Source organism: Pseudomonas sp. LBUM1657 (assembly GCF_059716075.1).
The window spans coordinates 147,993-172,393 of the sequence record NZ_CP166799.1; the positions used below are offsets into that span (position 1 = coordinate 147,993).

At 61.1% G+C, this 24,401-nt stretch carries 17 protein-coding genes and 1 pseudogene; 15 read left to right on the forward strand and 3 right to left on the reverse strand.

Annotated features, from left to right (window positions below; translation table 11 throughout):
- Positions 1–5: 5 nt before the first annotated feature.
- The 5 genes from ACA055_RS00720 to ACA055_RS00740 are packed head-to-tail and all read left to right on the forward strand — an operon-like array spanning position 6 to position 11,805.
- Positions 6–7,889, forward strand: coding sequence for an Ig-like domain-containing protein (locus tag ACA055_RS00720; RefSeq protein WP_497681919.1), 7,884 nt, complete (start codon positions 6–8; stop codon positions 7,887–7,889).
- Positions 7,890–7,930: 41 nt separating this feature from the next.
- Positions 7,931–9,445 (forward strand): TolC family protein, encoded by a 1,515-nt coding sequence (locus ACA055_RS00725; RefSeq protein WP_497681920.1) that lies wholly within the window; start codon positions 7,931–7,933, stop codon positions 9,443–9,445.
- Positions 9,429–10,034, forward strand: coding sequence for an adenylyl-sulfate kinase (gene cysC, locus ACA055_RS00730; RefSeq protein ID WP_497681921.1), 606 nt, complete (start codon positions 9,429–9,431; stop codon positions 10,032–10,034). Before ACA055_RS00725 ends, cysC begins: the two co-directional genes overlap by 17 nt.
- Positions 10,031–10,816 carry an aspartyl/asparaginyl beta-hydroxylase domain-containing protein gene (locus ACA055_RS00735; protein WP_497684340.1) on the forward strand — a complete coding sequence of 262 codons (786 nt, stop codon included), beginning with the start codon at positions 10,031–10,033 and terminating at the stop codon, positions 10,814–10,816. The genes cysC and ACA055_RS00735 overlap by 4 nt, the downstream gene beginning before the upstream one ends.
- Positions 10,804–11,805, forward strand: a complete 1,002-nt coding sequence (locus ACA055_RS00740; protein ID WP_497681922.1) for a sulfotransferase family protein — start codon at positions 10,804–10,806, stop codon at positions 11,803–11,805. The genes ACA055_RS00735 and ACA055_RS00740 overlap by 13 nt, the downstream gene beginning before the upstream one ends.
- Here the strand turns inward: ACA055_RS00740 and ACA055_RS00745 are convergent.
- Together ACA055_RS00745 and ACA055_RS00750 are read right to left on the reverse strand one after the other, a co-directional pair.
- Positions 11,771–12,529 (reverse strand): slipin family protein, encoded by a 759-nt coding sequence (locus ACA055_RS00745; protein ID WP_497681923.1) that lies wholly within the window; start codon positions 12,527–12,529, stop codon positions 11,771–11,773. The two genes, ACA055_RS00740 and ACA055_RS00745, sit on opposite strands and share 35 nt — an antisense overlap.
- Positions 12,530–12,531: 2 nt before the next feature.
- Entirely contained in the window at positions 12,532–13,065 is a 534-nt protein-coding gene (locus tag ACA055_RS00750; protein WP_497681924.1) for an NfeD family protein, read from the reverse strand.
- A gap of 196 nt (positions 13,066–13,261) precedes the next feature.
- Between ACA055_RS00750 and ACA055_RS00755 the strand changes: the two genes are divergently transcribed.
- The 10 genes and pseudogenes from ACA055_RS00755 to ACA055_RS00800 all read left to right on the forward strand — a co-directional run bounded on the left by ACA055_RS00755 (position 13,262) and on the right by ACA055_RS00800 (position 22,764).
- Positions 13,262–13,723, forward strand: coding sequence for an aminoacyl-tRNA deacylase (locus tag ACA055_RS00755; protein ID WP_497681925.1), 462 nt, complete (start codon positions 13,262–13,264; stop codon positions 13,721–13,723).
- 138 nt (positions 13,724–13,861) lie between these two features.
- Positions 13,862–14,107 (forward strand): DUF2789 domain-containing protein, encoded by a 246-nt coding sequence (locus ACA055_RS00760; protein ID WP_497681926.1) that lies wholly within the window; start codon positions 13,862–13,864, stop codon positions 14,105–14,107.
- 246 nt (positions 14,108–14,353) lie between these two features.
- A pseudogene (locus tag ACA055_RS00765) lies at positions 14,354–15,049 on the forward strand (Fic family protein); the annotation flags it as partial.
- Positions 15,050–15,179: 130 nt separating this feature from the next.
- Positions 15,180–15,608 carry a MarR family winged helix-turn-helix transcriptional regulator gene (locus tag ACA055_RS00770; protein WP_497681927.1) on the forward strand — a complete coding sequence of 143 codons (429 nt, stop codon included), beginning with the start codon at positions 15,180–15,182 and terminating at the stop codon, positions 15,606–15,608.
- Complete coding sequence (locus ACA055_RS00775; protein ID WP_497681928.1) at positions 15,605–17,677, forward strand: FUSC family protein; 2,073 nt, start codon at positions 15,605–15,607, stop codon at positions 17,675–17,677. The genes ACA055_RS00770 and ACA055_RS00775 overlap by 4 nt, the downstream gene beginning before the upstream one ends.
- A complete protein-coding gene (locus ACA055_RS00780) occupies positions 17,674–17,883 on the forward strand; it encodes a DUF1656 domain-containing protein (RefSeq protein ID WP_497681929.1) in 210 nt (69 codons plus the stop codon). Before ACA055_RS00775 ends, ACA055_RS00780 begins: the two co-directional genes overlap by 4 nt.
- Entirely contained in the window at positions 17,880–18,767 is an 888-nt protein-coding gene (locus ACA055_RS00785; RefSeq protein ID WP_497681930.1) for an efflux RND transporter periplasmic adaptor subunit, read from the forward strand. The genes ACA055_RS00780 and ACA055_RS00785 overlap by 4 nt, the downstream gene beginning before the upstream one ends.
- Positions 18,764–20,212 carry an efflux transporter outer membrane subunit gene (locus tag ACA055_RS00790; RefSeq protein ID WP_497681931.1) on the forward strand — a complete coding sequence of 483 codons (1,449 nt, stop codon included), beginning with the start codon at positions 18,764–18,766 and terminating at the stop codon, positions 20,210–20,212. The genes ACA055_RS00785 and ACA055_RS00790 overlap by 4 nt, the downstream gene beginning before the upstream one ends.
- Positions 20,213–20,294: 82 nt before the next feature.
- Positions 20,295–20,930 (forward strand): NADH:ubiquinone oxidoreductase subunit N, encoded by a 636-nt coding sequence (locus tag ACA055_RS00795; protein ID WP_497681932.1) that lies wholly within the window; start codon positions 20,295–20,297, stop codon positions 20,928–20,930.
- Positions 20,931–21,258: 328 nt separating this feature from the next.
- Positions 21,259–22,764 (forward strand): YdgA family protein, encoded by a 1,506-nt coding sequence (locus ACA055_RS00800; RefSeq protein WP_497681933.1) that lies wholly within the window; start codon positions 21,259–21,261, stop codon positions 22,762–22,764.
- Positions 22,765–22,767: 3 nt separating this feature from the next.
- Here ACA055_RS00800 and ACA055_RS00805 read toward each other — a convergent pair whose 3' ends face one another.
- A complete protein-coding gene (locus ACA055_RS00805) occupies positions 22,768–24,294 on the reverse strand; it encodes an FAD-dependent oxidoreductase (protein WP_497681934.1) in 1,527 nt (508 codons plus the stop codon).
- Positions 24,295–24,401: the final 107 nt, after the last annotated feature.

The window sequence follows — 24,401 nt, forward strand, 5'->3', positions numbered from 1 at the left end:
GCAGCATGTGGTGGAGCAACGGCAAGTCGCGGGTTACCGAAGGCGCACGCGCGTCGGCCTCGCCAATGATCATGTCCCTGGAACCGCGAATGCTGTTCGACGGCGCGGTGGCGGCCACGGTTGCCGATACCGCCCAGGCTGACGGCCACGCCACGGCCGACGCGGCCAAGACGCCGACCGCCGACCAACCGGTCGCCAGCAAGGATACCCACGGCCAGGCCGATGCGACGCCAGTCCCTGCGCCCGTTGCCGTGCCGGGCCAGAGCGTGGTGTTCGTCGATTCCCGGGTCAAGGACGCCGACAGCCTGCTCAAAGGCGTGGCGCCCGGCACCCAGGTGGTCCAGCTCGACGCCACCCAAGACGGTTTGCAGCAGATCGCGCAATACCTGGACACCCATCAGGGCATCAGTTCGGTGCAGATCATCGCCCATGGCAACGCGGGCGATCTGTGGCTGGGCGACAGTTACCTGTCGGCCGACAACGTCGCGGCCCGCAGCGCCGTGTTGGCGGAAATCGGCAAGGACATGAACGTCGGCGGCGACATCATGATCTATGGCTGTTACACCGCCGAAGGCGAGCGCGGCTTGAGTTTTGTTGACTCCCTGGCGCAATTGACCGGCCGCGATGTGGCCGCTTCCAGCAATCGCACCGGGCTCGGCGGCGACTGGAATCTGGAGATTGTCACCGGCAACATCGAAAGCGCCAACGTCCTCTCGACCACGGCCATGAGCGACTATCAGTGGGGCCTGGCGACCTGGACGGCCACCACCAACGCCAACACGGGCGTCGGCTCACTGCGTGCCGCCATCGCCTCGGCGCAGCACGGCGATATCGTCACCTTCAACGGCAGCATGACGGTGCAGCTGACCTCCCAACTGCTGATCAACAAGAACATCACTGTTGATGGCGACTTGAACAACGACGGCGCCGCTGATGTGATTCTCGACGGGCAGTACAGAACCCGGGTGATTGAAGTGACGGCTGGCAGTACCGTGACGCTCGATGGCCTGGTGATCACCCGTGGCCTGGTGTCAGGCATTGGCGGCAACGGTGGTTACGGTGCCACGGGTGCGATGGCCGGAGGGATTTTCAACGCAGGGAACCTGACCCTGAACAACGTTAGCGTGACCTCCAACGCCGCTTCCGGTGGGGGTGGTGGCGGCGGTGTGACGGGTGCTTTTTACGGCGGCGGCGGTGGCGGTGGCGGCGGTTTGGGTGGCCAGGGCGGCGCGCATGGCGGTTCAGCAGGGCCAGGCACCGGCACGTTGGGCGGCCAGGCGGGCGGCGGTGGCGTCGGTGGTTACGGCGGCGGTTATGACGCGACCCACATGGGCGGTCGCGGCGGTACCACCACCGGCGGCGCGGGCGGGCTGGGCGTTTCCTATTACAGCAACGGCGGCAACGGTTCGACGGCTACCAATGGCACGATTTCCATTGGTGGCGGTGGCGGCGGCGCCGGTTGGGACAAAGTGGGTGGCGCCGGCGGCAACGCGGCGGGCGGGATCTACAACGCCTCCACTGGCACCCTGACCATCGTCGGCACCTCGACCATTACCAACAACATTGGTGCCGGCGGTGGCGGTGGCGGCGGTGGTGGCTACGGCAGCAATGCCTCCAATGGCGGCATCGGCGGCCGGGGCGTCGGCGCGATCTGGAACAAAGGCACGCTGCTGATCACGGCCGCCAACTTCGCGGCCCTGGCCGGTAATGCCGCGGCCAGTGGTTCCGGTGGCGCCGCGCTGGGCGGTGGGACCACCCCGAACTCGCCGACATCAGTCGCGACAATCTACAACGACGGTGGTGTACTCAACACCGCGTATTCGCCGCCGCCGACCGCGACCATTGTGGTCGCTGACACCACGCTGAGCATTGGCGAAACGACCCTGGTGACGATCACTTTCTCCGAGGCGGTGACCGGTCTCACCAATGCGGATCTGACCATCGCCAACGGCACCTTGACTGCGGTCAGCAGCGGCGATGGCGGCATCACCTGGACGGCAACCTTCACGCCGACCGCCAGTATTTCCGATACGAGCAACGTCATCACCCTGGACAACACAGGCGTGATCAACGGTCTGGGCACCGCTGGCGTTGGTACCACCAATTCCAATAACTACATCGTCGACACCTTACGCCCGACCGCCAGCATCGTGTTTACCGACACGGCCCTCAAGGTCGGCGAAACCTCGCTGGTGACCATCACCTTCGACGGGGCCGTCACCGGTTTCACCAATGCCGACCTGACGATTGCCAACGGCACCTTGAGCTCGGTGAGTAGCAGCGACGGCGGCATAACCTGGACGGGAACCTTCACGCCAACCGCCAGCATCACCGATGCGACCAACCTGATCACCCTGGACAACACCGGGGTCAGTGATGTGGCGGGCAACGCGGGTAGCGGCACCACCGATTCGAACAACTACGCCATCGATACCGTGCGCCCGACGGCGACCATCGTGGTCACGGACACGGCGCTGAGAATCGGCGAAACCTCCCTGGTCACCATCACGTTCAGTGAAGCGGTCAGCGGTTTCACCAACGCGGACCTGACCATCGCCAACGGCACGTTAAGCGCGGTGAGCAGCAGCGACGGCGGCATTACCTGGACGGCGACCTTTACCCCGTCCGCCAGCATCAATGACACGACCAACCTGATCACCCTGAACAACACCGGGGTCAGTGACCTGGCCGGCAATGCCGGCACCGGTACTACCGATTCGAACAACTATGCGATCGACACCTTGCGGCCAACGGCAACCGTCGTGGTGGCAGACAATTCGCTAAAAATCGGCGAAACCTCGCTGGTGACGATTACCTTCGCCGAGGCGGTCAGCGGTTTCACCAACGCGGACCTGACCATCGCCAACGGCACCTTGACTGCGGTGAGCAGCAGCGATGGCGGCATCACCTGGACGGCGACCTTCACGCCGACTGCCAGCATCACCGACACGACCAACCTGATCACCCTGAACAACAACGGCGTCAGCGATCTGGCCGGCAATGCCGGCAGCGGCACCACCGATTCGAACAACTACGCCATTGATACCGTGCGCCCGACGGCGACTGTCGTGGTTGCAGACACGGCGTTGAGAATCGGCGAAACCTCGCTGGTCACCATCACGTTCAGTGAAGCGGTCAGCGGTTTCACCAACGCGGACCTGACCATTGCCAACGGCACTTTGACTGCAGTGAGCAGCAGCGATGGCGGTATCACCTGGACCGCGACTTTTACCCCGAGCGCCAGCATCAACGACACGACCAACCTGATCACTCTGGACAACACCGGGGTCAGCGACTTGGCGGGCAACGCCGGTAGCGGCACCAGCGATTCCAACAACTACGCGATCGACACGGTCCGTCCGACCGCCACGATTGTTTTGGCCGATCCATCACTGACCGCGGGCGAAACCTCGCTGGTGACCATCACCTTCTCCGAGGCGGTGACCGGTTTCACCAATGCCGACCTGACGATTGCCAACGGCACCTTGAGCTCAGTCAGCAGCAGCGACGGCGGGATTACCTGGACCGCCACCTTCACGCCGACAGCCGGCATCATCAGCGCGACCAATGTCATCAGCCTGGCGAACACCGGCGTGGCCGACCTTTCGGGCAATACCGGCAGCGGGACCAGTTCCTCGAGCAACTACGCCATCGACACCGCCCCGCCCACCGCGACGATCGTAGTGGCCGACAACGCACTGAAAATCGGTGAAACGTCACTGGTGACCATCACCTTCAGCCAGGCCGTGACCGGTTTCACCAATGCTGACCTGACGATTGCCAACGGTACATTGAGCGCCGTGAGCAGCAGTGATGGCGGCATTACCTGGACGGCGACCTTCACGCCGACTGCGAGCATTACCGATACGACCAACCTGATCACTCTGGACAACAGCGGTGTGCAGGCTGCCGCCACCGGTAACGTGGGCAGCGGCACCACCGATTCGAACAACTACGCCATTGATACCGTGCGCCCGACGGCGACTGTCGTGGTTGCAGACACGGCGTTGAGAATCGGCGAAACCTCGCTGGTCACCATCACCTTCAGTGAAGCGGTCAGTGGTTTCACCAACGCAGACCTGACCATCGCCAACGGCACGTTGAGCGCGGTGAGCAGCAGCGACGGCGGTATCACCTGGACGGCGACTTTTACCCCGAGCTCCAGCATCAACGACACGACCAACCTGATCACCCTGGCCAACACCGGGGTCAGCGACCTGTCGGGCAACGCCGGTAGCGGCACCACCGATTCCAATAACTACGCCATCGATACGGTCCGACCTACCGCGACCATTGTACTGGCAGACCCAACCCTGAGTGCCGGCGAAACCTCACTGGTGACCATTACCTTCAGTGAAGCGGTCAGCGGTTTCACCAATGCCGACCTGGCCATCGCCAACGGCACGTTGAGTGCGGTGAGCAGCAGTGACGGCGGCATCACCTGGACCGCGACGTTCACGCCAACCGTCGGCGTTAATGATGCGAGCAACGTCATCACCCTGGCCAATACCGGTGTGAACGATATCGCCGGCAACACTGGCAGCGGCACGACCAACTCCGGCAACTACACCATCGATACCGTGCTGCCGACAGCCACCATTGTGGTGGCTGACAACGCGCTGAAAATCGGTGAAACGTCGTTGGTGACCATCACCTTCAGCGAAGCGGTAACCGGCTTCACCAACGCCGATCTGACTATTGCCAACGGCACTCTGGGCGCGGTGAGCAGCGGCGACGGCGGCATCACCTGGACGGCGACGTTTACGCCGACCAGCGCGATCACCGACACCAGCAACGTCATCACCCTGGACAACAGTGGTGTACAAAACGCCTCGGGCAATGCCGGTAGCGGCACTACCAATTCCAACAACTACGCCATCGACACTCAGCGCCCAACGGCGACTATCGTGGTGGCGGATGCCGCGCTGGCGGTAGGTCAAACATCGGTGGTCACCATCACGTTCTCCGAGGCGGTGACCGGTTTCACCAACGCGGACCTGACCATTGCCAACGGCACGTTGAGCGCCGTGAGCAGCAGCGATGGCGGCATTACCTGGACGGGAACCTTCACGCCAACCGCCAGCATCACTGACGCGACTAACCTGATCACCCTGGCCAACACCGGGGTCAGCGACCTGTCGGGCAACGCCGGTAGCGGCACCACCGATTCCAATAACTACGCCATCGACAGCCAACGCCCGACAGCCACCATTGTATTGGCCGATACGACGCTCTCAGCGGGCGAAACCTCGCTGGTGACCATCACCTTCAGCGAAGCGGTCAGCGGTTTCACCAACGCCGACCTGACCATCGCCAACGGAACGCTGAGCGCCGTCAGCAGCAGTGACGGCGGCATCACCTGGACCGCGACGTTCACGCCAACCGTCGGCGTTAATGATGCGAGCAACGTCATCACCCTGGCCAATACCGGTGTGACCGATATCGCCGGCAACACTGGCAGCGGCGCGATTAACTCCGGCAACTACACCGTCGATACCGTGCTGCCGACAGCCACCATTGTGGTGGCTGACAACGCGCTGAAAATCGGTGAAACCTCGCTGGTGACCATCACCTTCAGCGAAGCGGTCAGCGGTTTCTCCAACGCTGACCTGACCATTGCCAACGGCACTCTGGGCGCCGTGAGCAGCGGCGACGGCGGCATCACCTGGACGGCGACGTTTACGCCGACCAGTGCGATCACCGACACCAGCAACGTCATCACCCTGGACAACAGTGGTGTACAAAACGCCTCGGGCAATGCCGGTAGCGGCACCACCAATTCCAACAACTACGCTATCGATACCCAGCGCCCGACGGCGACTGTAGTGGTGTCCGATTCGGCGCTGGGCGTTGGCCAAACCACGCTGGTGACCATCACTTTCAGTGAAGCCGTGAGCGGTTTCGACAACAGTGACCTGACGATCGATAACGGCACCCTCAGCGCAGTGAGCAGTAGCGACGGCGGGATCACCTGGACCGCGACCCTGACGCCGGTGGTAGGCATCACCGACACCAGCAACATCGTGCGCCTGGACAACACGGGCATTCAGGATCTGTCCGGCAACGCCGGCACCGGCAACACCGATTCCAACAACTACGCCATCGACAGCCTGCGCCCCACCGCGACCATCGTGTTGAGCGACACGACCCTGAAACCGGGGGAAACTGCGTTGGTGACCATCACCTTCAGCGAAGCAGTGAGCGGTTTCGACAACAGTGACCTGAGCATTGCCAACGGCACGTTGAGCGCCGTCAGCAGCAGCGATGGCGGCCTCACCTGGACGGGGACTTTTACCCCGACCATTGGCGTCACCGATGGCACCAACCTCATCACGTTGAACAACTCAGGCGTGACGGACGTGGCCGGTAACGCGGGGACGGGTGTCACCAACTCGGCTAACTATGTGGTGGAAACCCAAGTGCCGACTGCCACCATCGTGGTCGCCGATAACTCCCTCAAGGCGGGTGAAACCTCATTGGTGACCATCACCTTCAGCGAAGCGGTCAGCGGCTTCACCAACGACGACCTGACCTTCGCCAACGGCACCTTGAGCAACGTGTCGTCGAGCGATGGCGGCATTACCTGGACCGCGACCTTCACGCCAACCGTCGATGTGACGGACGCCACCAACCTGATCAGCCTGGACAATAGCGGCGTGATCAACGCCTCGGGCAACAGTGGCGTGGGTGTCACCGACTCCAACAACTACGCGATCGACACCGCTCGCCCGACCGCAACCATTGTGGTGGCGGACAATAGGCTGGGCATCGGCGAGACCACCACGGTCACCATCACCTTCAGCGAAGCTGTTTCGGGCTTCGACCTGTCGGACCTCAGCGTGGCCAATGGCGTGCTGTCCAACCTGGTCAGCAGTGACGGCGGCGTGACCTGGACGGCGACCCTGACGCCGACGGCGAACATCAACGATGCCACGAACCTGATTTTGCTCGACACCGGCAATGTGGCTGACGCCGCGGGCAACGTCGGTCCGTCCATTGCGATCTCCAATAACTACGGCCTCGACGCCACCCGGCCGACCGCGACCATCGTGGTCGCCAATCCGGCTTTGGGGGTCGGCCAGACCACGCTCGTGACCTTCACGTTCAGCGAGGCAGTGAGCGACTTCGACCTGTCGGATTTGAGCGTGACCAACGGCGAGTTGACCAACTTGACCAGCAGCGACGGCGGCAAGACCTGGACCGCGACGTTTACGCCGACGGCGAGTATCACCGACCCGAGCAACTTCATCGCGCTGGACACCAGCAACGTCAGCGACCTGTCGGGCAATACCGGCAACGGTGTATCGGTCTCCAACAACTACACGATCGACACCGTTGCGGTATCTGCCGTGACACCTGATCCGCTGTTCCTGATCACACAACCGGTGGCCGTGCCCGATCAACCTAACGTGCCACTGCAACCCATCGTCTTCATCCCACCCACCGGTGAACTGGGTTCACCGCTGACCTTTGACCCGTTGTTCGAAGATCGGGTGATCGGCAATGGCATCCGGCCGCTGGGCGACATTTTCATAAACCGCGGCGCGCTGGCGCCAAGCTTCATCGCGCAGGTGTTCAGTAGCAGTGACGCCGGTGGTAATGGCGCCGGTCATGGTTTCCTCGGTTTTGGCGGTGGCGATGGCGGGGTGTTCAGCACCAGTACGCTGTCGAGCCTGTTCAATCAGGACGCCGGCTCCGAGCGAAACTCACTGAACGCCTTCGGCGGTCATTCGATCAAGGCCGGTGATGTCTCCCAAGGCCTGCGCGGGGTGTTTGGCGCGCCGAGTCTGGTTCAGCAGATACAACAGCTCAAAGACATTGAACAGCGGCAGGTGGACAGCCTTGCCGCTGCTCTGAAACAGGTCGGCATCAGCGAAATGCAGGCGTGAAAAATACTTGAAAACAGTGCGGCACCCAGGGGCAGTCAAGGATGAAGAGAAGTCATAAGTTGTTCGGTGCCAGCCTGCTCGCGCTGGCGATCAGCGGATGTGCAGTGACCAGTGAACCGATTGAACGCAGCGTCAGCCAGCAGCGCGCCAAAAGTGATCTGCAAAACATGTACAGGGATCAGGAGCCGCTCAGTGGTCCGCTGACCTTGCACCAGGCCATGGCCCGCGCGGTGAAATACAACCTTGAAGGCCGACTCAAGATCATGGAAGAGGCCCTGGCCAAGCGTCAGCTCGACCTCGCCAGTTTCGACATGCTGCCGCGCATGGCGCTGGATGCCGGATACGTGGGACGTAACAACGTCAACGCCTCCAGCAGCCAGAGCGTCGAGACCGGAACCCAGTCCCTGGAACCGTCGACCTCGCAGGACCGCGACCGTGGAGTGGCGGACCTGACGATGGTCTGGAACGTGCTCGATTTTGGCGTCAGCTACATCAGTGCCAAGCAGCAGGGCGACCAGCGACTGATCGTTCAGGAGCGTCGGCGCAAAGTGATCAATACCATCGTTCAGGACGTGCGTTCCGCCTATTGGCGGGCCATGGCTGCCGAACGGTTGCTCAAGCAAATCGACAGTCTGATGGCGCGCGTCGAAACCGCGCGGGGCAACAGTCAGAGCATGAGCCAGCAGCGCATCGGCGATCCGATTCAGGCGTTGGGTTATCAACGCTCGCTGATCGAAGCCACCCGGCAACTGGAAGAACAACGCCGTGCCCTGTCGCTGGCGAAAACTGAACTGGCGACCCTGATCAATCTGCCCATGGGCACTGACCTGACCCTGGCAACCCAGGACGACTATGTCATTCCGGAGCTGAAAATCGACCTCGCCAGCCTGGAGCAGGAAGCCCTGACCAGCCGCCCGGAATTGCGCGAGCAGGATTACCAAACCCGCATCAGCGCCGCCGAAACCCGCAAAGCCATGTTGCGCCTGTTGCCGGGCCTGGAGTTCTCGGCCGGCGGGCATTACGACAGTAACTCGTTTCTGGTGGAGCAAGGCTGGGCGGACTATGGCGTGAAAGTCACCTGGAACCTGTTCAGCGTGATCTCCGCCCCTGCCGCGATCAACGTCGCCAAGGCCGGTGAAGAAGTCGCCACGGCGCGGCGTCAGGCGATGTCGATTGCGGTGCTGGCGCAGCTTTACGTGGCCAACGCCAACTACCGCGAAGCGTTGCGGCAGTTCAAGACCAATCAGCAGCTGTCGGACATCGACGGGCAGATCGTCGGCCAGTTGCGCAATCGTCATCAGGCGGCCGGGCTGGGTGAACTGGACTTGATCCAGGGCGAACTGAACACCTTGCAGGCCGATTTGCGCCGGGACCTTTCGTACGCCGATCTGCGTAATGCCTATGGGCAGATTTTCGCCAGTGCGGGGCTCGACCCGTTGCCGGATCAGGTGCAATCCACCGAAGTCCAGTCCATCGCCACGGCGTTGGCCAAGCGTGAAGAAGCGTGGGCGGCGGGCAATATTTCAGTGCCGGTGACCCATGCCCCAGTCCAGTAATCTGCTGGCGCCAACGGCGAGCATCAGTCGCGAACAGCGCGAGGCCCGCAACGGTCATCGCGGCACGGCGATCCTGCTGACCGGTTTGCCGGCGGCGGGCAAGTCGACGTTGGCGCAGGCGCTGCACGCCGAACTGTTCGAGCGCGGGGTACAAAGCGTCGTGCTGGATGGTGATGGGCTGCGGGTCGGGCTCAATCGCGACCTTGGATTTGCCGACAGCGATCGCCAGGAAAACATCCGCCGCGCCAGCGAACTCGCGGCGTTGCTGGTGGACAACGGTCAGATCGTGATCCTCGCGATGATCGCGCCGCTGGTGGAACTGCGTGAACTGTTTGCCCGGCGGCTGGGCGAGGATTACCGCGAAGTCTGGTGTAGCGCTTCCTTGGCAGTGTGTGAAGAGCGCGACCCGAAGGGGCATTATGCGCGGGCGCGACGGGGCGATCTGGCGGGGTTTACCGGTGTGTCCGCGCCGTATGAGCCGCCACCGTGCGCATCGCTGGTGGTCGACACCGGGGCGCAGTCGGTCGAGGCGTGTCTGGACCGCTTGCTGACCTGGCTAGGTGAGTGCGCGGTGCTGCCGAAACGATGAACCGAGCGGCGTTTTCTCGTTTGCCGGTGACGGTGGATCTGCCGTTGTTGTTGCAGGCGCTGGCGGCGATTGGCGAGGACGAGTGGCACGGTCATTTCAACAGTGCTTACTACGCCGGAGACTGGAGCGGCGTCGCGTTGATTTCCGCAGCGGATGCATCGACCGAACTGGCGCCCGGTCGTGGTGAACCGCTGATGCGTGCGCCCTGGTTGCGGGATATCCGGTGGCAGCAAGGCTTGCGGGATCTGCCGTTGGAGATCGTCTGCGCGCGGTTGTTGCGGCTCGGTCCGGGCGGGCGTATCCACGAGCATTGCGACTATGACCTTGGTGATCCGGATGCCGATCTGCGTCTGCACATCCCGCTCATCAGCGCGCCTTTAGTGGACTTTATGCTCGACCATCAGCGCATGCCGATGGCCGTCGGGGAATGCTGGTATCTAGACCTGTCGCGTCCCCATCGCGTGGACAATCGCGGTACACAGGCACGTATTCATCTGGTGCTCGATTGCCGGCCGGATAGCTGGCTTGAGCAGGCGATTATCGATGGGCTGGCTAGCACGCCGTCTCCCGGCGTATGCCATGGGGGTTTTGCGCAGTTCAAGCGCCTGGTGGAAAGCGATCCGCAACTCTGCCAAACCTTGCAGGGCTTGCGGGACAGCGAAGCGTTTGTCGCCCGTGCGCTGGAACTGGGGGCCGATCGGGGCTTGGTATTCACCCGCGAAGATATCCGCGCGGCGATGCGCGAGGGTCGCCGTCAATGGAACGAACAATGGAGCGCCTGAATCTCGAAGGCTGGTTGCCAATCCGGGTGTGGGAAGAGGCTGGGCGATGGCAGGTCGACTGGTGCTGGTTTGGTGACACGCGGCTGAATCAGCCGTTTTTCCTCGATGCTGTGGAAGAGGCGTTGCGGCTGCCGTTCAACCAGGCGTTTCGCCGGCAAACGCCTTTGTCTGTCCTTGCTGACTGGCAGACGTGCAGTCCCGGTCTGGCGCCAAGTGCATTCATTTTTCATGCATCCCGCTGCGGTTCAACGCTAGTCAGCCAGATGCTTGCGCAACTCGATAACCACATCGTCATCAGCGAACCGCCACCGCTGGATGCGCTGTTGCGCAGTGGGTTGCCCGTCGCCGAGCGTCGCGCGGCCATCGCTGGATTATTGTCCGCCTACGGTCAGTGTCGGCTCGGTGTGGAGCAGCGGTTGGTGATCAAGCTCGACGCCTGGAGCATTGGCGAGCTAGCGCTGTTACGCGAGTGTTTTGCGCAAACGCCATGGCTATTTCTATATCGCGATCCGCTGGAAATCTCCGTTTCACACCTGCGCCGCCCAGGCATGCACATGGTGCCGGGGATGATCGGCACCTGCGTTCTGGACGATGAGCTGCCATTCAGCCACCGTGAGGATTTCATCGCACGACGGTTGGGAAAGCTGTTGGCGTCGGGGTTGGTGCAATGCCAGGCATTTGGCGGATTACCGGTAAATTACAGCGAATTGCCGGAGGTCATGTCGGATCGTTTGGCGGAGTTTTTTGCGCTCGATACCGGGCAACGCAGCCAGGTGTTTGCGGCAGTGGGGCTGCATGCCAAGCAGCCGTCGCAGATGTTTGTCGGGGATAGTGAAGACAAACGTCGAGAAGCCTCATCACTACTGCGCGACCGGGTGGCCCATTGGGCGCAAGCGCCTTATCAGGCGTTGGAAAACCTGCGTATCAGCTTTAGTGGCACAGATGTTCATACCATCAAGACTTTTGCGACAGATCCGCCATGCCTTTGAGCAGCTCGATCGGCAGTGGAAAGACGATGGTCGAACTCTTGTCCCCGGCAATCGAGCTCAGCGTCTGCATGTAACGCAGCTGCATGGCCCCTGGCTGGCGACCAAGCATTTCGGCGGCCTGCATGAGTTTTTCCGACGCCTGCAATTCACCTTCGGCGTGGATCACCTTGGCCCGACGTTCCCGTTCGGCTTCGGCCTGTTTGGCGATGGCGCGGACCATCGACTCGTTGAGGTCCACGTGTTTGATCTCGACGTTGGCCACCTTGATGCCCCAGGCGTCGGTCTGGGCGTCGAGCACCTGCTGGATGTCGACGTTCAGCCGCTCCCGTTCGGCCAGCAGTTCATCGAGTTCGTGTTTGCCGAGCACTGCCCGCAAAGTGGTCTGGGCCAATTGACTGGTGGCCATGAGAAAGTCTTCGACCTGGATGATCGCCTTCTGCGGATCGAGGACGCGGAAGTACAGCACCGCATTGACCTTGACCGAGACGTTGTCGCGGGTGATCACGTCCTGGGGTGGTACGTCGAGGACCACGGTGCGCAAGTCGACGCGGACCATTTGCTGGACCACCGGAATCAGCAGGATCAGGCCTGGGCCTTTGACCTGCCAGAAGCGTCCGAGCTGGAACACCACCCCGCGTTCATATTCGCGCAGGATTCGAAAGGTCGACCCCGCCAGTGCAATCAGCAATAACAGCAGCGCGGCAAAACCCAGTTGCAAACCCATGACTATTCTCCACCCGGCGCCGCGTCAGCCGCGGCCACTTCCAGCAGTAATCCCTTGCGTGCCACCACCCGGACCCATTGCCCGGGTTGCAGCGGCGTGGCACTGAGTACTTGCCACTGTTCTCCTTGCAGGTGCACCCAGCCATTGTAGGCATTGCCAACCTGTAGCGACGTCACCGGGGTTACGCTGCCCAGCAGCCCGGCATCGCCACTGACCGTTTGGCGCGGTCGGGTTTTCAGGGCGTGGATCAGCAGGAAAGTCAGCAGCAACGCGCTGGCAATGCCCAAGCCGATCATCAACGGAACAGGCACCTCGGTGTTGGTCAGAATCACCGCGCCGATCACGATCAACACAATGCCGCCCAAACCGATCACGCCGTAATTGGGCAACGTCGCCTCAGCGATCAAGAAAGCGATGCCGAACGTGATCAGCCAGATCCCGATGGGGTTGGGCGCCAGCAGGACAACCGTGTCCGCCGCGAAAACCGATCCGCTCAAGGCCAACAGCAATGCAACTGCACAAGAACGAGTATTCACTTGACCCTCCGGGCCGTCATTGGGGGTTCTGGTTACAGTCTAGCTGAGGCCTTGATTGTATGATTTTTGATCAGTTGTCGACGTTGGCCGACGGGCAGATTTCCTTCCGGTTTGCGCCAACAGGCCTAGACTTTTAAGGGTGAGAAAAGGTTTAACCATCGTCCGCCAGACGTTGTTGCGGACACCGAGGTGCATCATGCGTATGGCAAAAACTGTGCAGCGAAGCCTGGAACAGGCGAACTGCGAATATGACATCGTCACCCACCCACACTCGGCCAGCAGCCTTGAAACGGCACGGGTCTCGGGCATTCCTGCCGAACGGGTGGCCAAATCGGTGATCCTCGACGACCACCATGGTCATTACCTGATGGCCGTGCTGCCCGCGAGTCGTCACCTGGACCTGAGTAAAGTGCGCAGCAGCGGGGAATGGCAGGTCACCCGGGAAAGCAACCTGCCGCACCTGTTTGATGACTGCGAACGCGGCGCCGTGCCGGCATTGGGTGAATCCTATGGCATGAAAATGGTCATCGATCCCTTGCTGACCCGGCAGAACGACATCTACCTGGAGGCTGGTAACCACAACAACCTGGTGCACATGAGCATGCCGGAATTCCTGAAAATGGTGCCGCATGCTGAAGTGTGTGAATTGAGCCAATAAGATCGCGGCGCCGTTACTGCCGCCTTCGCGAGCAAGCCCGCTCCCACAGGACATCGCATTCCCCTGTGGGAGCGGGCTTGCTCGCGAAGGGCCGCGCCGCGGTTACCCATCCAAAACGCGATTACTAAGGAGCTCCTCATGGAATCCCCAACCCACAGCCTGCCCTCGCTGTTCAAACAACTCGGCCTGCCTGATGACGCTGAAAACATCGACAAATTCATCGCTACCCACTCACCGCTCAAGCCCGAATTGCATTTGGCGGATGCGTTCTTCTGGAGCGAGAGCCAGGCGCAGTTTTTGCGTGACGAGATTCTGGATGACGCGGATTGGGCGGAAGTGGTGGATCAGTTGGATGTACTGATGAGGAAGGGGCGGGGGGTGTAAAAATCTTGGTGAAATCACTGAAATGTGCACAAAACTTACAAGCGCTGAAGAAGTCTTGGCTTTAATCGCGTTTGTGAACTTTTTCTGTGGACGCGCACAATGCCGTTCGTTGGATGCGCACACCTACATGATGCTTTAAAACTTAAAGTTATCGCGCCAACGCGTGTGGCGATGGTCAAACCCGTCACATGCATTTCGATGATTGGGGATTGCCTGGCTGTTCCACAATCAGTCGCGCCAGCAACCGACCACCTGCATAACGGTTTGAGGGGCGCTGCGGGCGTCAGTTACGTCCCGCCTGCACCGGACTTGTGTCGTGAACTGATGGATGAGTTGATGGCTTTCGCCAATCAGTCTTCAAGGCAAGTCGACCCACTGGTGGACGCTGCTGTGACCGCTTTCGGATTCGTCTTCCGTTCATGGATGGCAATGGTCGACTTTCACGTTTCCTGATTCATCAGACCCTTTGCCATTCCGGTGCCTTGGAAAATGGTTTGCTGCTGCCCGTCTCCGTAGCCATGAAACACGAAGAGGCTAACTACCTCGAAGCGCTGAAAGATTTCTCAAAACCTGCCCGCGATTTTTGGGACGTCACTTGGCTGGACGCGATCAAATGGCGTTCGAGTTCATCGGGCATCATTCCATTTATCGCTTCTGGGACGCCACCCGCTGCGTCGAATTCACGCTGCAAATGGCTCGCCGCGCTTGGAAGTCGAGTTGCGAGAGAAAACCGAGTTTCTCGACCGCTACGACCGAGTGATCAAAGCTGTGAATCAGCGTTTCGATGTGCGCGGCAGCGATTTGTCGAAACTTGTGATGATGTGTCTGGACAACGACGGCAAAGTCTCGAAGCACCGACGCAAGCAGTTTCAGTGCAGCGTGCCTGAGGAGGTTTTTGAGTTTATTGAGGAGGAAGCCGGGAGGCTAATGACTGACCTGTGAACGTCAGGCTCTTTTCAGAAACGAATTTGTTTCAAAACTTGACCGACTTTCCCCCCAAATGCCATATTGATAGTTAGCAAACTAACAGTGTGTCTTTTCTCCCGTGCCGAAATCCCTCGACGCTCTCCAGATGAACATCAGCAGCTCCATGGTGGTGGCCGCCAGGCATTGGCGCAGGATCTGCCAGACCACGCTGGTCAACTATGGAATCTCCGAAGCCTGTGCTGTCCCGTTGTTGATGATCGGGCGTTTGGGCGAGGGTGTGCGGCAGGTGACGGTGGCGCAGGCGGCGGGGATGGAGAGTCCGTCCCTGGTGCGTTTGCTCGATCAGCTGTGCCATGCCGGCTATGTCTGTCGTACCGAAGACCCCCACGACCGCCGCGCCAAATGCCTGAGCCTGACCGAAACGGGTCGGGCGTTGGTGCAGGCCGTTGAAATCGAGCTGGTGCGCTTGCGTCATGAAGTGCTTGAAGGGATCGACCAGAGCGATCTGGAAGCCGCGCTGCGGGTATTGAGAGCTTTTGAAGCGGCCAATCATCTGCCGGTGGCCAACCCTTGAACGGATTTTTTACCGGCGTGCCCCCGGCGCGGGACTGGTTCTACGGTGTGCGCACGTTCGCGGCATCGATGATTGCGTTGTACATCGCCATGCTCATGCAAATGCCCCGTCCTTACTGGGCGATGGCCACGGTCTACATTGTTTCCAGTCCGTTTGTCGGCCCTACCAGTTCCAAGGCGTTGTACCGCGCGGTCGGCACTCTGCTGGGGGCTGCGGCAGCGGTTTTTTTCGTGCCGATGTTTGTCCAGAGCCCTTATGTGCTGGTGGTGGTCATTGCGCTGTGGACCGGGATTTTGCTGTTCCTGTCCCTGCACCTGCGCACCGCCAATAGCTACGCGTTGATGCTCGCCGGTTACACCTTGCCGCTGATCGCCCTGCCGGTGGTGGATAACCCGTTGGCGGTGTGGGATGTGGCCGAAGCGCGTACCGAAGAGATTTTCCTCGGCATCGCCGTTGCGGCGGTGGTTGGTGCCATGTTCTGGCCCCGGCGGCTGGCGCCGGTGTTCAACGATTCGGTGAACAAATGGTTTGCCGATGCCTCGACCTACAGCCTGCGCTTTCTGAGCCGCAACGTGCAGCCTGAGGAAGTCAGCACTCTGCGCTCCGCCATGGTGACGACCTTCAACAGTCTGGAATTGATGATCGGCCAACTGCCCCATGAGGGCGCGCGACCGCAAACCGTGCGCAACACCAAGGAACTTCGCGGCCGCATGATTCACCTGTTGCCGGTGATCGACGCCCTCGACGATGCGCTCTATGCCCTGGAGCGACGCACGCCCGAGCTTGTGGATAAGTTCGCGCCGCTACTCAATGCGACCACCGAATGGCTCGACCACCGGGACGCCAACATCGAGCGCTGGCAGGTCCTGAAAAACCAGCTCGAAGCCCTGCAACCAAGTGCCGAAGCGCTGAATGATCGCAAGCAATTGCTGTTCTCCAACGCGCTGTATCGCCTCGGCGAGTGGATCGATTTATGGCAAGACTGCCGCAGCCTGCAATACGCCATCCAGTGCGAAAGCCAGGACAGCTGGCGCGCGGTGTACCGGCATTGGCGCCTCGGTCGGCTGTCGCCGTTTCTCGACCGTGGCCTGATGCTTTATTCGGCAGCGTCGACGGTGACTGCGATCATCGTCGCCTCGGTGCTGTGGATTTTGCTCGGCTGGACCGACGGCGGCGCCGCGGTGATTCTGGCGGCGGTGGCATGCAGCTTTTTCGCTTCGATGGACGACCCGGCGCCGCAGATTTACCGGTTCTTTTTCTGGACGGCGATGTCGGTGCTGTTCGCCAGTCTTTATCTGTTTCTGGTCCTGCCCAACCTGCACGACTTCCCGATGTTGGTCCTGGCGTTTGCCGTGCCATTCATTTGCATCGGTACCTTGACGGTTAAACCGCAGTTTTACCTGGGCATGCTGCTGACCCTCGTCAACACCTCGTCCTTCATCAGCATTCAGGGCGCATACGACGCAGATTTCCTCAGCTTCGCCAACTCCAACCTGGCCGGTCCCGTCGGGTTGTTGTTTGCCTTCGTCTGGACCCTGATCGCCCGGCCGTTCGGCGCAGAACTGGCGGCCAAGCGTCTGACCCGCTTCAGTTGGCGCGACATTGTCAGCCTCACCGAACCGGCCACGCTGTCCGAACACCGGCACCTGGGCGTGCAGATGCTCGATCGCCTGATGCAGCACCTGCCGCGTCTGGCCATGACCGGCCAGGACTCCGGCATCGCGCTGCGAGAAGTGCGGGTGGCGCTGAACCTGCTGGACCTGATTGCTTACTCGCCGCGCGTGCACGGTGTGGCGCACGTGCTGCTGCGTCAGGTGGTGGCCGAGGTCGGCGAGTACTTCAAGGCGTGCCTCAAGGCTGGCGCGCGTCTGCCGGCGCCGAGCCCGTTGTTGATGACGCTGGACCGCACCCGCCGAGCCCTCAGCGGCCAGGGCGATGACGAGACCCGCCTGCATCTGCTGCACGCCTTGAGCGGCCTGCGCCTGTCGTTGCTGCCGGGGGTGGAATTCGTCGGTGGCAGCGAACTCGAAGAGCCGCTGCCCCATGGCATCGATGGAGCACCTCTATGATCGGCGATCTGGATATCAGCGGGGTGTTTTTGCCCACGCTGCTGGTGCTGATGGGCATGACGTATGTGTTGTACCTGCTGGTGCACGGGTTGCTGACGCGCCTGCACTTTTACCGTCTGGTCTGGCACCGGGCATTGTTCAACGTGGCTCTCTACGCTTTGCTGCTCGGCGCCGTGGACTCACTCAGTCGATACCTGATGACATGAAAAAACCGTTTTTAACCATTGGCCGTGTGGTCCTGACCTTGTTGATCGTGACGTTCGCGGTGGTCGTGGTCTGGCGCATGGTGATGTATTACATGTTCGCGCCCTGGACCCGGGACGGGCACATCCGTGCCGACATCGTGCAGATTGCGCCGGACGTCTCCGGGCTGATCCAGCAAGTGGGCGTGCGCGACAACCAGTTGGTCAAACGCGGCCAGGTGTTGTTCAGCATCGATCAGGACCGTTTCAAACTGGCCCTGCGCCAAGCGAAAGCGGCTGTCGCCGACCGTCAGGAAACCCTGGCGCAGGCGCAACGGGAAGCCAAGCGTAACCGCGGCCTCGGCAACCTGGTGCCGGGCGAGCAACTGGAAGAAAGCCAGTCGCGCGTCGCTCGTGCCGAGGTGGCGTTGATGGAAGCCCAAGTGGCGGTGGACAGCGCGCAGCTCAACCTCGACCGCTCGACCATCCGCAGCCCGGTGGACGGCTACGTCAACGACCGAGCGCCGCGAACGCAGGAGTTCGTCACCGCCGGGCGGCCGGTGTTATCGGTGGTGGACAGCAACTCATTCCACATCGATGGGTACTTTGAAGAAACCAAACTGGACGGCATCCATGTCGGCCAAAGCGTGGACATCCGCGTGATCGGCGACCGTGCGCGCCTGCGCGGGCACGTGGAAAGCATCGTCGCCGGCATTGAAGACCGCGACCGCAGCAGCGGCAGCAACCTGTTGCCCAACGTCAACCCGGCGTTCAGTTGGGTGCGCTTGGCCCAGCGGATTCCGGTGCGGATCGCCTTCGACGACGTGCCGGCGGATTTCCGCATGATTGCCGGGCGGACCGCGACCGTGTCGATCATGGATGATCAAAACCTGGAGCCCGCGAAATGAGCAGGGCCTCGGCATTGGCTGTCGCCGGATTGGGCTTGCTGCTGTCGGCCTGTCAGGTGGTTGGGCCGGATTATCACTTGCCGGACGAAGCCGCCGTTCACCGTGAAGATTTGCAGGGCGAACTGGCGGTGGACGGCAAAAATGTCGTGTCCGCGCCGGTGCCAAGCGATTGGTGGCGCTTGTATCAGGACCCGCGCCTCGATCAACTGTTGCAACAAGCCATGGACTCCAACACGGATTTGCGCGTGGCGGCGGCGAACCTTTCCCGGGCCCGCGCTCAGGTTGACGAAGCCCAGGCGGCTGGCGGCTGGAGTGGCGGCGTGAAGATGGGCGCACAGCGTTTGCAGGAGTCCGGCGAAGCCTTCTTGCTACCGGAAAAAGTACCGGTGGCCAACGTTGGCGATATCGGCATCACCACCTCTTATCAGTTCGACTTGTTCGGCACGTTGCAGCGCGGCATCGAAGCGGCGAAAGCCAATGCCGATGCGACTCAAGCCGCCGCCGATACGGCACGCATTACCCTAGTGGCGGATGTGGTTCGGGCTTACACCCAAGTGTGCGCGGCCAACGAAGAGCGGGAAATCGCCCAGCATTCTCTCGACCTGCAAGCCCAGAGCACCACACTGACCCAGCGTCTGCGCGACGCCGGGCGCGGCGATGAAACCCAGGTCACCCGCTCGCAAACCCAATTCAAATCCCTGCGCGCCGACATGCCGCGTTATGAAGCGGCCCGTCAGGCCGGGTTGTTCCGCTTGTCGATGCTGCTGGCCAAACCGCTGGATCAACTTCCGGCCGGCACTGCCAGCTGCGCTGAACTACCGAAAATTGCGCAATTGTTGCCAGTGGGGGACGGTGCCACCTTGCTCAAACGCCGCCCCGACGTACGGCAGGCCGAACGCCGACTGGCTGCCGCGACCGCCGGCATCGGTATCGCCACTGGCGAGTTGTACCCGGACATCAGCATCGGCGCGACCGTCGGTACCGTCGGCATTCTGGAAAACCTCGGCAAACCGGCGACCAATCGCTGGGGCTTTGGCCCGCTGCTGAGCTGGACCGTGCCGTCCAACGGCTCCCGGTCGCGAATCCGTGAAGCTGAGGCAACGACCCAAGGCGCACTGGCGCATTTCGATGGCGTGGTGCTCAACGCCATCCGCGAGACCCAGACCGGTCTGGCCCAGTACTCCGCGCTGTTGCAACGCCGCGACGCCTTGGCGGACGCCGAACAATCGGCGCAACTGGCGGCCGACCAGACGCACCGTTTTTTCACCGCCGGTCGCGCTTCGTTCCTGGCAGACCTGCAAGCCACCCGCACTTACACCGACGTGCGGGCGCAACTGGCGTCCGCCAACACCCAGGTTGCCATGAGCCAGATCGATTTGTTCCTCGCACTGGGCGGCGGTTGGGAAAGCGGACGAACGCACGGCACGAACCCCGGCAAACCCTGAGGCCGTTGCTATGCTTTGACTTGATGAGATCGCTCGTCGAACTCATCGATCAAGGCTCGCGTTGGTCATGGGGATTCCAATAATGAAAAACCCTTATGCTCCCGGCTTCTGGTGCGCTATTACGGCATTGGTCTTGCTGTCGGCCACCTATTTCTACGGCATCATGCTGGCCCACCAGATCGACAAGGCCCTGGTGTTCCTCGACAGCGCCGCGGCGCTGATTGCCGTGATGTCCATCGTGATGGTCGCCTGGGCTTCGCTCCAGGGTCAGCGCGTCAAAAAAAGACAGCTCGAACGAGGCAAGACCCTGGTGCTGATCTGGGACACCAAGGTTGCGCTGCGCCGCGTCGAAACGGTGTTCGACCGATATTTCTGGGGCAGTTACTGGCAACCGGGGCGCACGTTCCAGGAAGTCATGGGCGAACTTACCGGCACACCGCTGGAAAAAAGTCTCGAAACGCTCAAGGCGCAATGCCTGGAGCTGGACAAGCAAATCGCCGACGACGGCCGGCACTGGCTCAACAACGCCCGCGAACTCTCCGACGTCGCCACCGCCATGGCTCGCGAACGCTATCAACTGGACTTCTGCGACCCACGCTCGGAGGTGACGGGCGGGGCGGTGATCAATCGGGATTTCGAGGTGCTGGTTTATACCTGGACTGCACGGCTCAAAAGCTTTGATCATCAGCTTGATGAGATTGAAGTCCAATATTCTTGAATTGATGTTGGCTGTACCGATGCCTTCGCGAGCAAGCCCGCTCCCACATTAGATCGGCGGTGAACACAGATTTTGTGCACACCAGAGATTCAATGTGGGAGCGGGCTTGCTCGCGAAGGCATTCTGGTGACCACTGAAACTCTCGCCCCCTGCCCATTGTCCACAAGCAACGGCGTCCCCTGGACACTCTTTAACCTTTAATCATTGGGTTGCCCCGCGTCGCTAATGCTAATCTGCACCCCACTTTTAGCGCAGTCGTGACCACAACCCGTCATGGGTTCAGGGAAGACGACCACACCTTCAACAACGGACATTGATCGGGTAATTCATGAATAAATCAGCAGGCGTGCTTCTTGGAATCGTCGTTGCCATCGGTGCGATCAGCGCCGGCGGTGCCTGGTACACCGGCACCAAACTCGAAGGTGTGCTGAACACCTCGATCGCCGACGCCAACAAAGAACTGCAAACCGCGCTGGTCGGCTCCAACGGCACGGCGTCGCTGGAACTGGTGTCGCTGGAGCGCCATGTGTTCAGCAGCACCGCGCATTACCGCCTCAAGGGCGAAGGTGAAATGTTCGGTGAGGCGCCGGTCGAGCTGCTGTTTGTCGATCGCATCGAGCACGGTCCGCTGCCGTTCTCGCGCCTGGTGTCGCTGAAGTGGCTGCCGGTCTTGGCCACCAGTCACTACGAGCTGGAAAGGACGCCAATCACCGAGAAGTGGTTCGCTGCCGCCAAAGACAAATCCCCGCTCACCGGCGTGGTCAACATCGGTTACGACAACTCCACCAACGGCAATCTGGAATTGCTGCCGCTGGACGTGGCGCTGGACGACAAGTCGAACCTGAAGTTTTCCGGGCTGAATCTCGAAGTCGCTGCCAGCCCTCAAGCGCAGAAGGTCAAGGCCAACGGCTACATGGACAACCTGACGCTGACCACCGTGGCTGAAGACCAGACGCCTGTGAAGGTCGAATTGAGCGGCCTGACCCTGGCCAGCAACCTGGCGAAAAGCACCTACGGTTACTACACCGGCGAGAACACCGTCGAGCTGACCGACAGCAAGACCACCTTCGGCGCCAAGCAGTCGGTATTGGGTTTCAAGAAATTTGAAATGAAAAACCAGACCGAGGAATCGGGTACCAGCGGCTCGGGGCGTGCCGATTACAAAGTGGGCGAGGTGTCCTTGAACGGCAAGACTGTCGGCTCGGCGCAGATGGCCATGAGCCTGAAGAACCTCGACATCCCGGCGACGATGTCGCTGATGCAGATTTACCAGACCAAATTGCAACCCTACGAGAAGGCCGCCGCTGAGGCCGCCGCCGCTGGTGAACCGGTTCCAGAGCTGGTCTTGACCCCGGCCGAAGAGGCGCAGGTCAAAACCGGCCTGGAGAAACTGCTCGCCGCCGGCCCGCAGGTAGCCCTGGAAAATCTGTCGTTCCACACCACCAATGGCGAAAGTCGCGCCAACCTGGTGCTCGACCTGACCAAACCGAAGTCCATGGACCTGCCGCCGGATCAACTGACGCAACAATTGATCGCGCTGCTGGACTTCAATCTGCAGGTGTCCAAGCCGATGCTTGTCGACCTGCTCAGCGTGCAATCGCAAATCGAAGGCCAGACCGACGCCAAGCTCATCGCCGACCAAGCCACCGCCACCGCCGACATGTTTGGCAGCATGGCGGTCGGGACGCAGTTTGCAAAACTGGAAGGCAACAACATCGTCACCAAATTGCACTACGCCAACAATCAGGTGGAGTTCAACGGGCAGAAGATGACCTTCGAAGAGTTCGTCGGTTTCGTGATGAGCAAACTCGGTGGGGCTGGCGTAGTTCAGTAACGCCTAGACGTCTCGAATCAGCCGCCACGCCTCATCCACCGGCAGCGGCTGCTTCATCCGTTCGGCGAGCATCGCCATTGCCCGCTCTTCATCGCAGGCCACTGCGGCGACCACCACCCCATTCTTGGCGAACAGGCCAATAAAGGGCGGGTGGTTCGGGTCGCCCTTGAACTCGACCTCGTCCCAGGCCTCGGCGTGACCGAGGTAGTCGTAGTTTTTGCCGAAATGCCAGGTCCAGAAATACGGCACGTCGAGGTAATGCTCGTCGCCGCCCAGCATGTTTGCCGCAGCGATCCGCGCTTGTTGCTGCGCCAGTCGCCAATGTTCGATGCGTTGAGGCTGGCCGTTGAGCGGAAAAGTGGCGATATCACCGGCCGCCCAGAGCCCGTCAGTCACGCGCATCCCGCCATCGACCTTCAGCGAATGATCTTTTTCCATGGGCAGATCGGCAAACGGTCCGGTTGCCGGGCTGACGCCAATGCCGACCAGCACCAGATCCGCCGGTAAACGCTCGCCATTATCCAGCCGCACGGCTTCGACCTTGCCGGTGCCTTCGATGTGCGTGGCTTCGCCATCCGTATGAAACACCACCCCGTTGGCCTCGTGCAGGGCACGAATGGCTTTGCCGACGGCTTCGCCAAACTGTTTGACGAAGGGCACTGCATGTCGGGCCAGAACGGTGACATCCAGACCGTATTCGCGCAGGGACGAAGCGGACTCCAGGGCAATAAAACTGTCACCGATGATCACCGCGCGTTGGCCGGGTTTCGCCGCGCTCAAAATCTGTTGAGCCTGATCCTTCGAGCGCAGCACAAAGACTTGCGGCAGGTCGGCACCGGGCAGCGTGAGAGGCTTGGGTATGCCGCCGGTTGCGAGCAGCGCTGCGTCGTAGCTCATCGATTGACCGTCGGTCAGTCGTAGCGTTTTGTTAGCTGCATCCAGGCTCGCCACTTCGCCGTTTATCCGCTCGATACGCTGTTGTTGATAAAAACGTTCATCACGCAGCGGCGGGACTTCTTCCGGCGGCATCTCGCCGGCGATCACGAATTTGCTCAGCACCGTGCGGTCGTAACCGGCATCAGTTTCTCGGTCGATCAGCAGCACCCGCCCCCCGAAACCGTTCTCGCGCAATGCCGCTGCACACGCGGTGCCTGCCGCGCCGGCACCGACGATCACAAAAGTCCGCTCGTCATCCGCTGGCGGAGTGTGAGCGTAGGTCATCGGCTGATCGTCGACCCAGACCTCGTCATCGCGCACCTCCACCGGATAGCGCTTGAGGCTGTCCAGGGACGGTGGTTCGCACAGCCCGCCGTCCTCGATCCGATAAGCTGCCTTGTGCCACGGGCAGATCAGGCGTCCATGGCACAGCGCACCTTCGGCCAGCGGTGCACCGGCGTGCGGGCATTCGCCCTGATAGGCGCGCAATTGATCGCCAGCCCGCAGCAAAACAATTTTTGTCTCCGCGATCTGGACTTCAAGGCCACGGTGTTCCGACACATCGGCGAAACGGGCAACTCGGTGCAGTGCCATGATCGCTCTCCAGACAGGCGTTTCACTTAAGAGTTTGGCGCGTGTCCCGAGGTTCAGCCAATTCCCGGTGCCAGCGCATGAACGGTCCGGCTATAGTTTGCACGCCG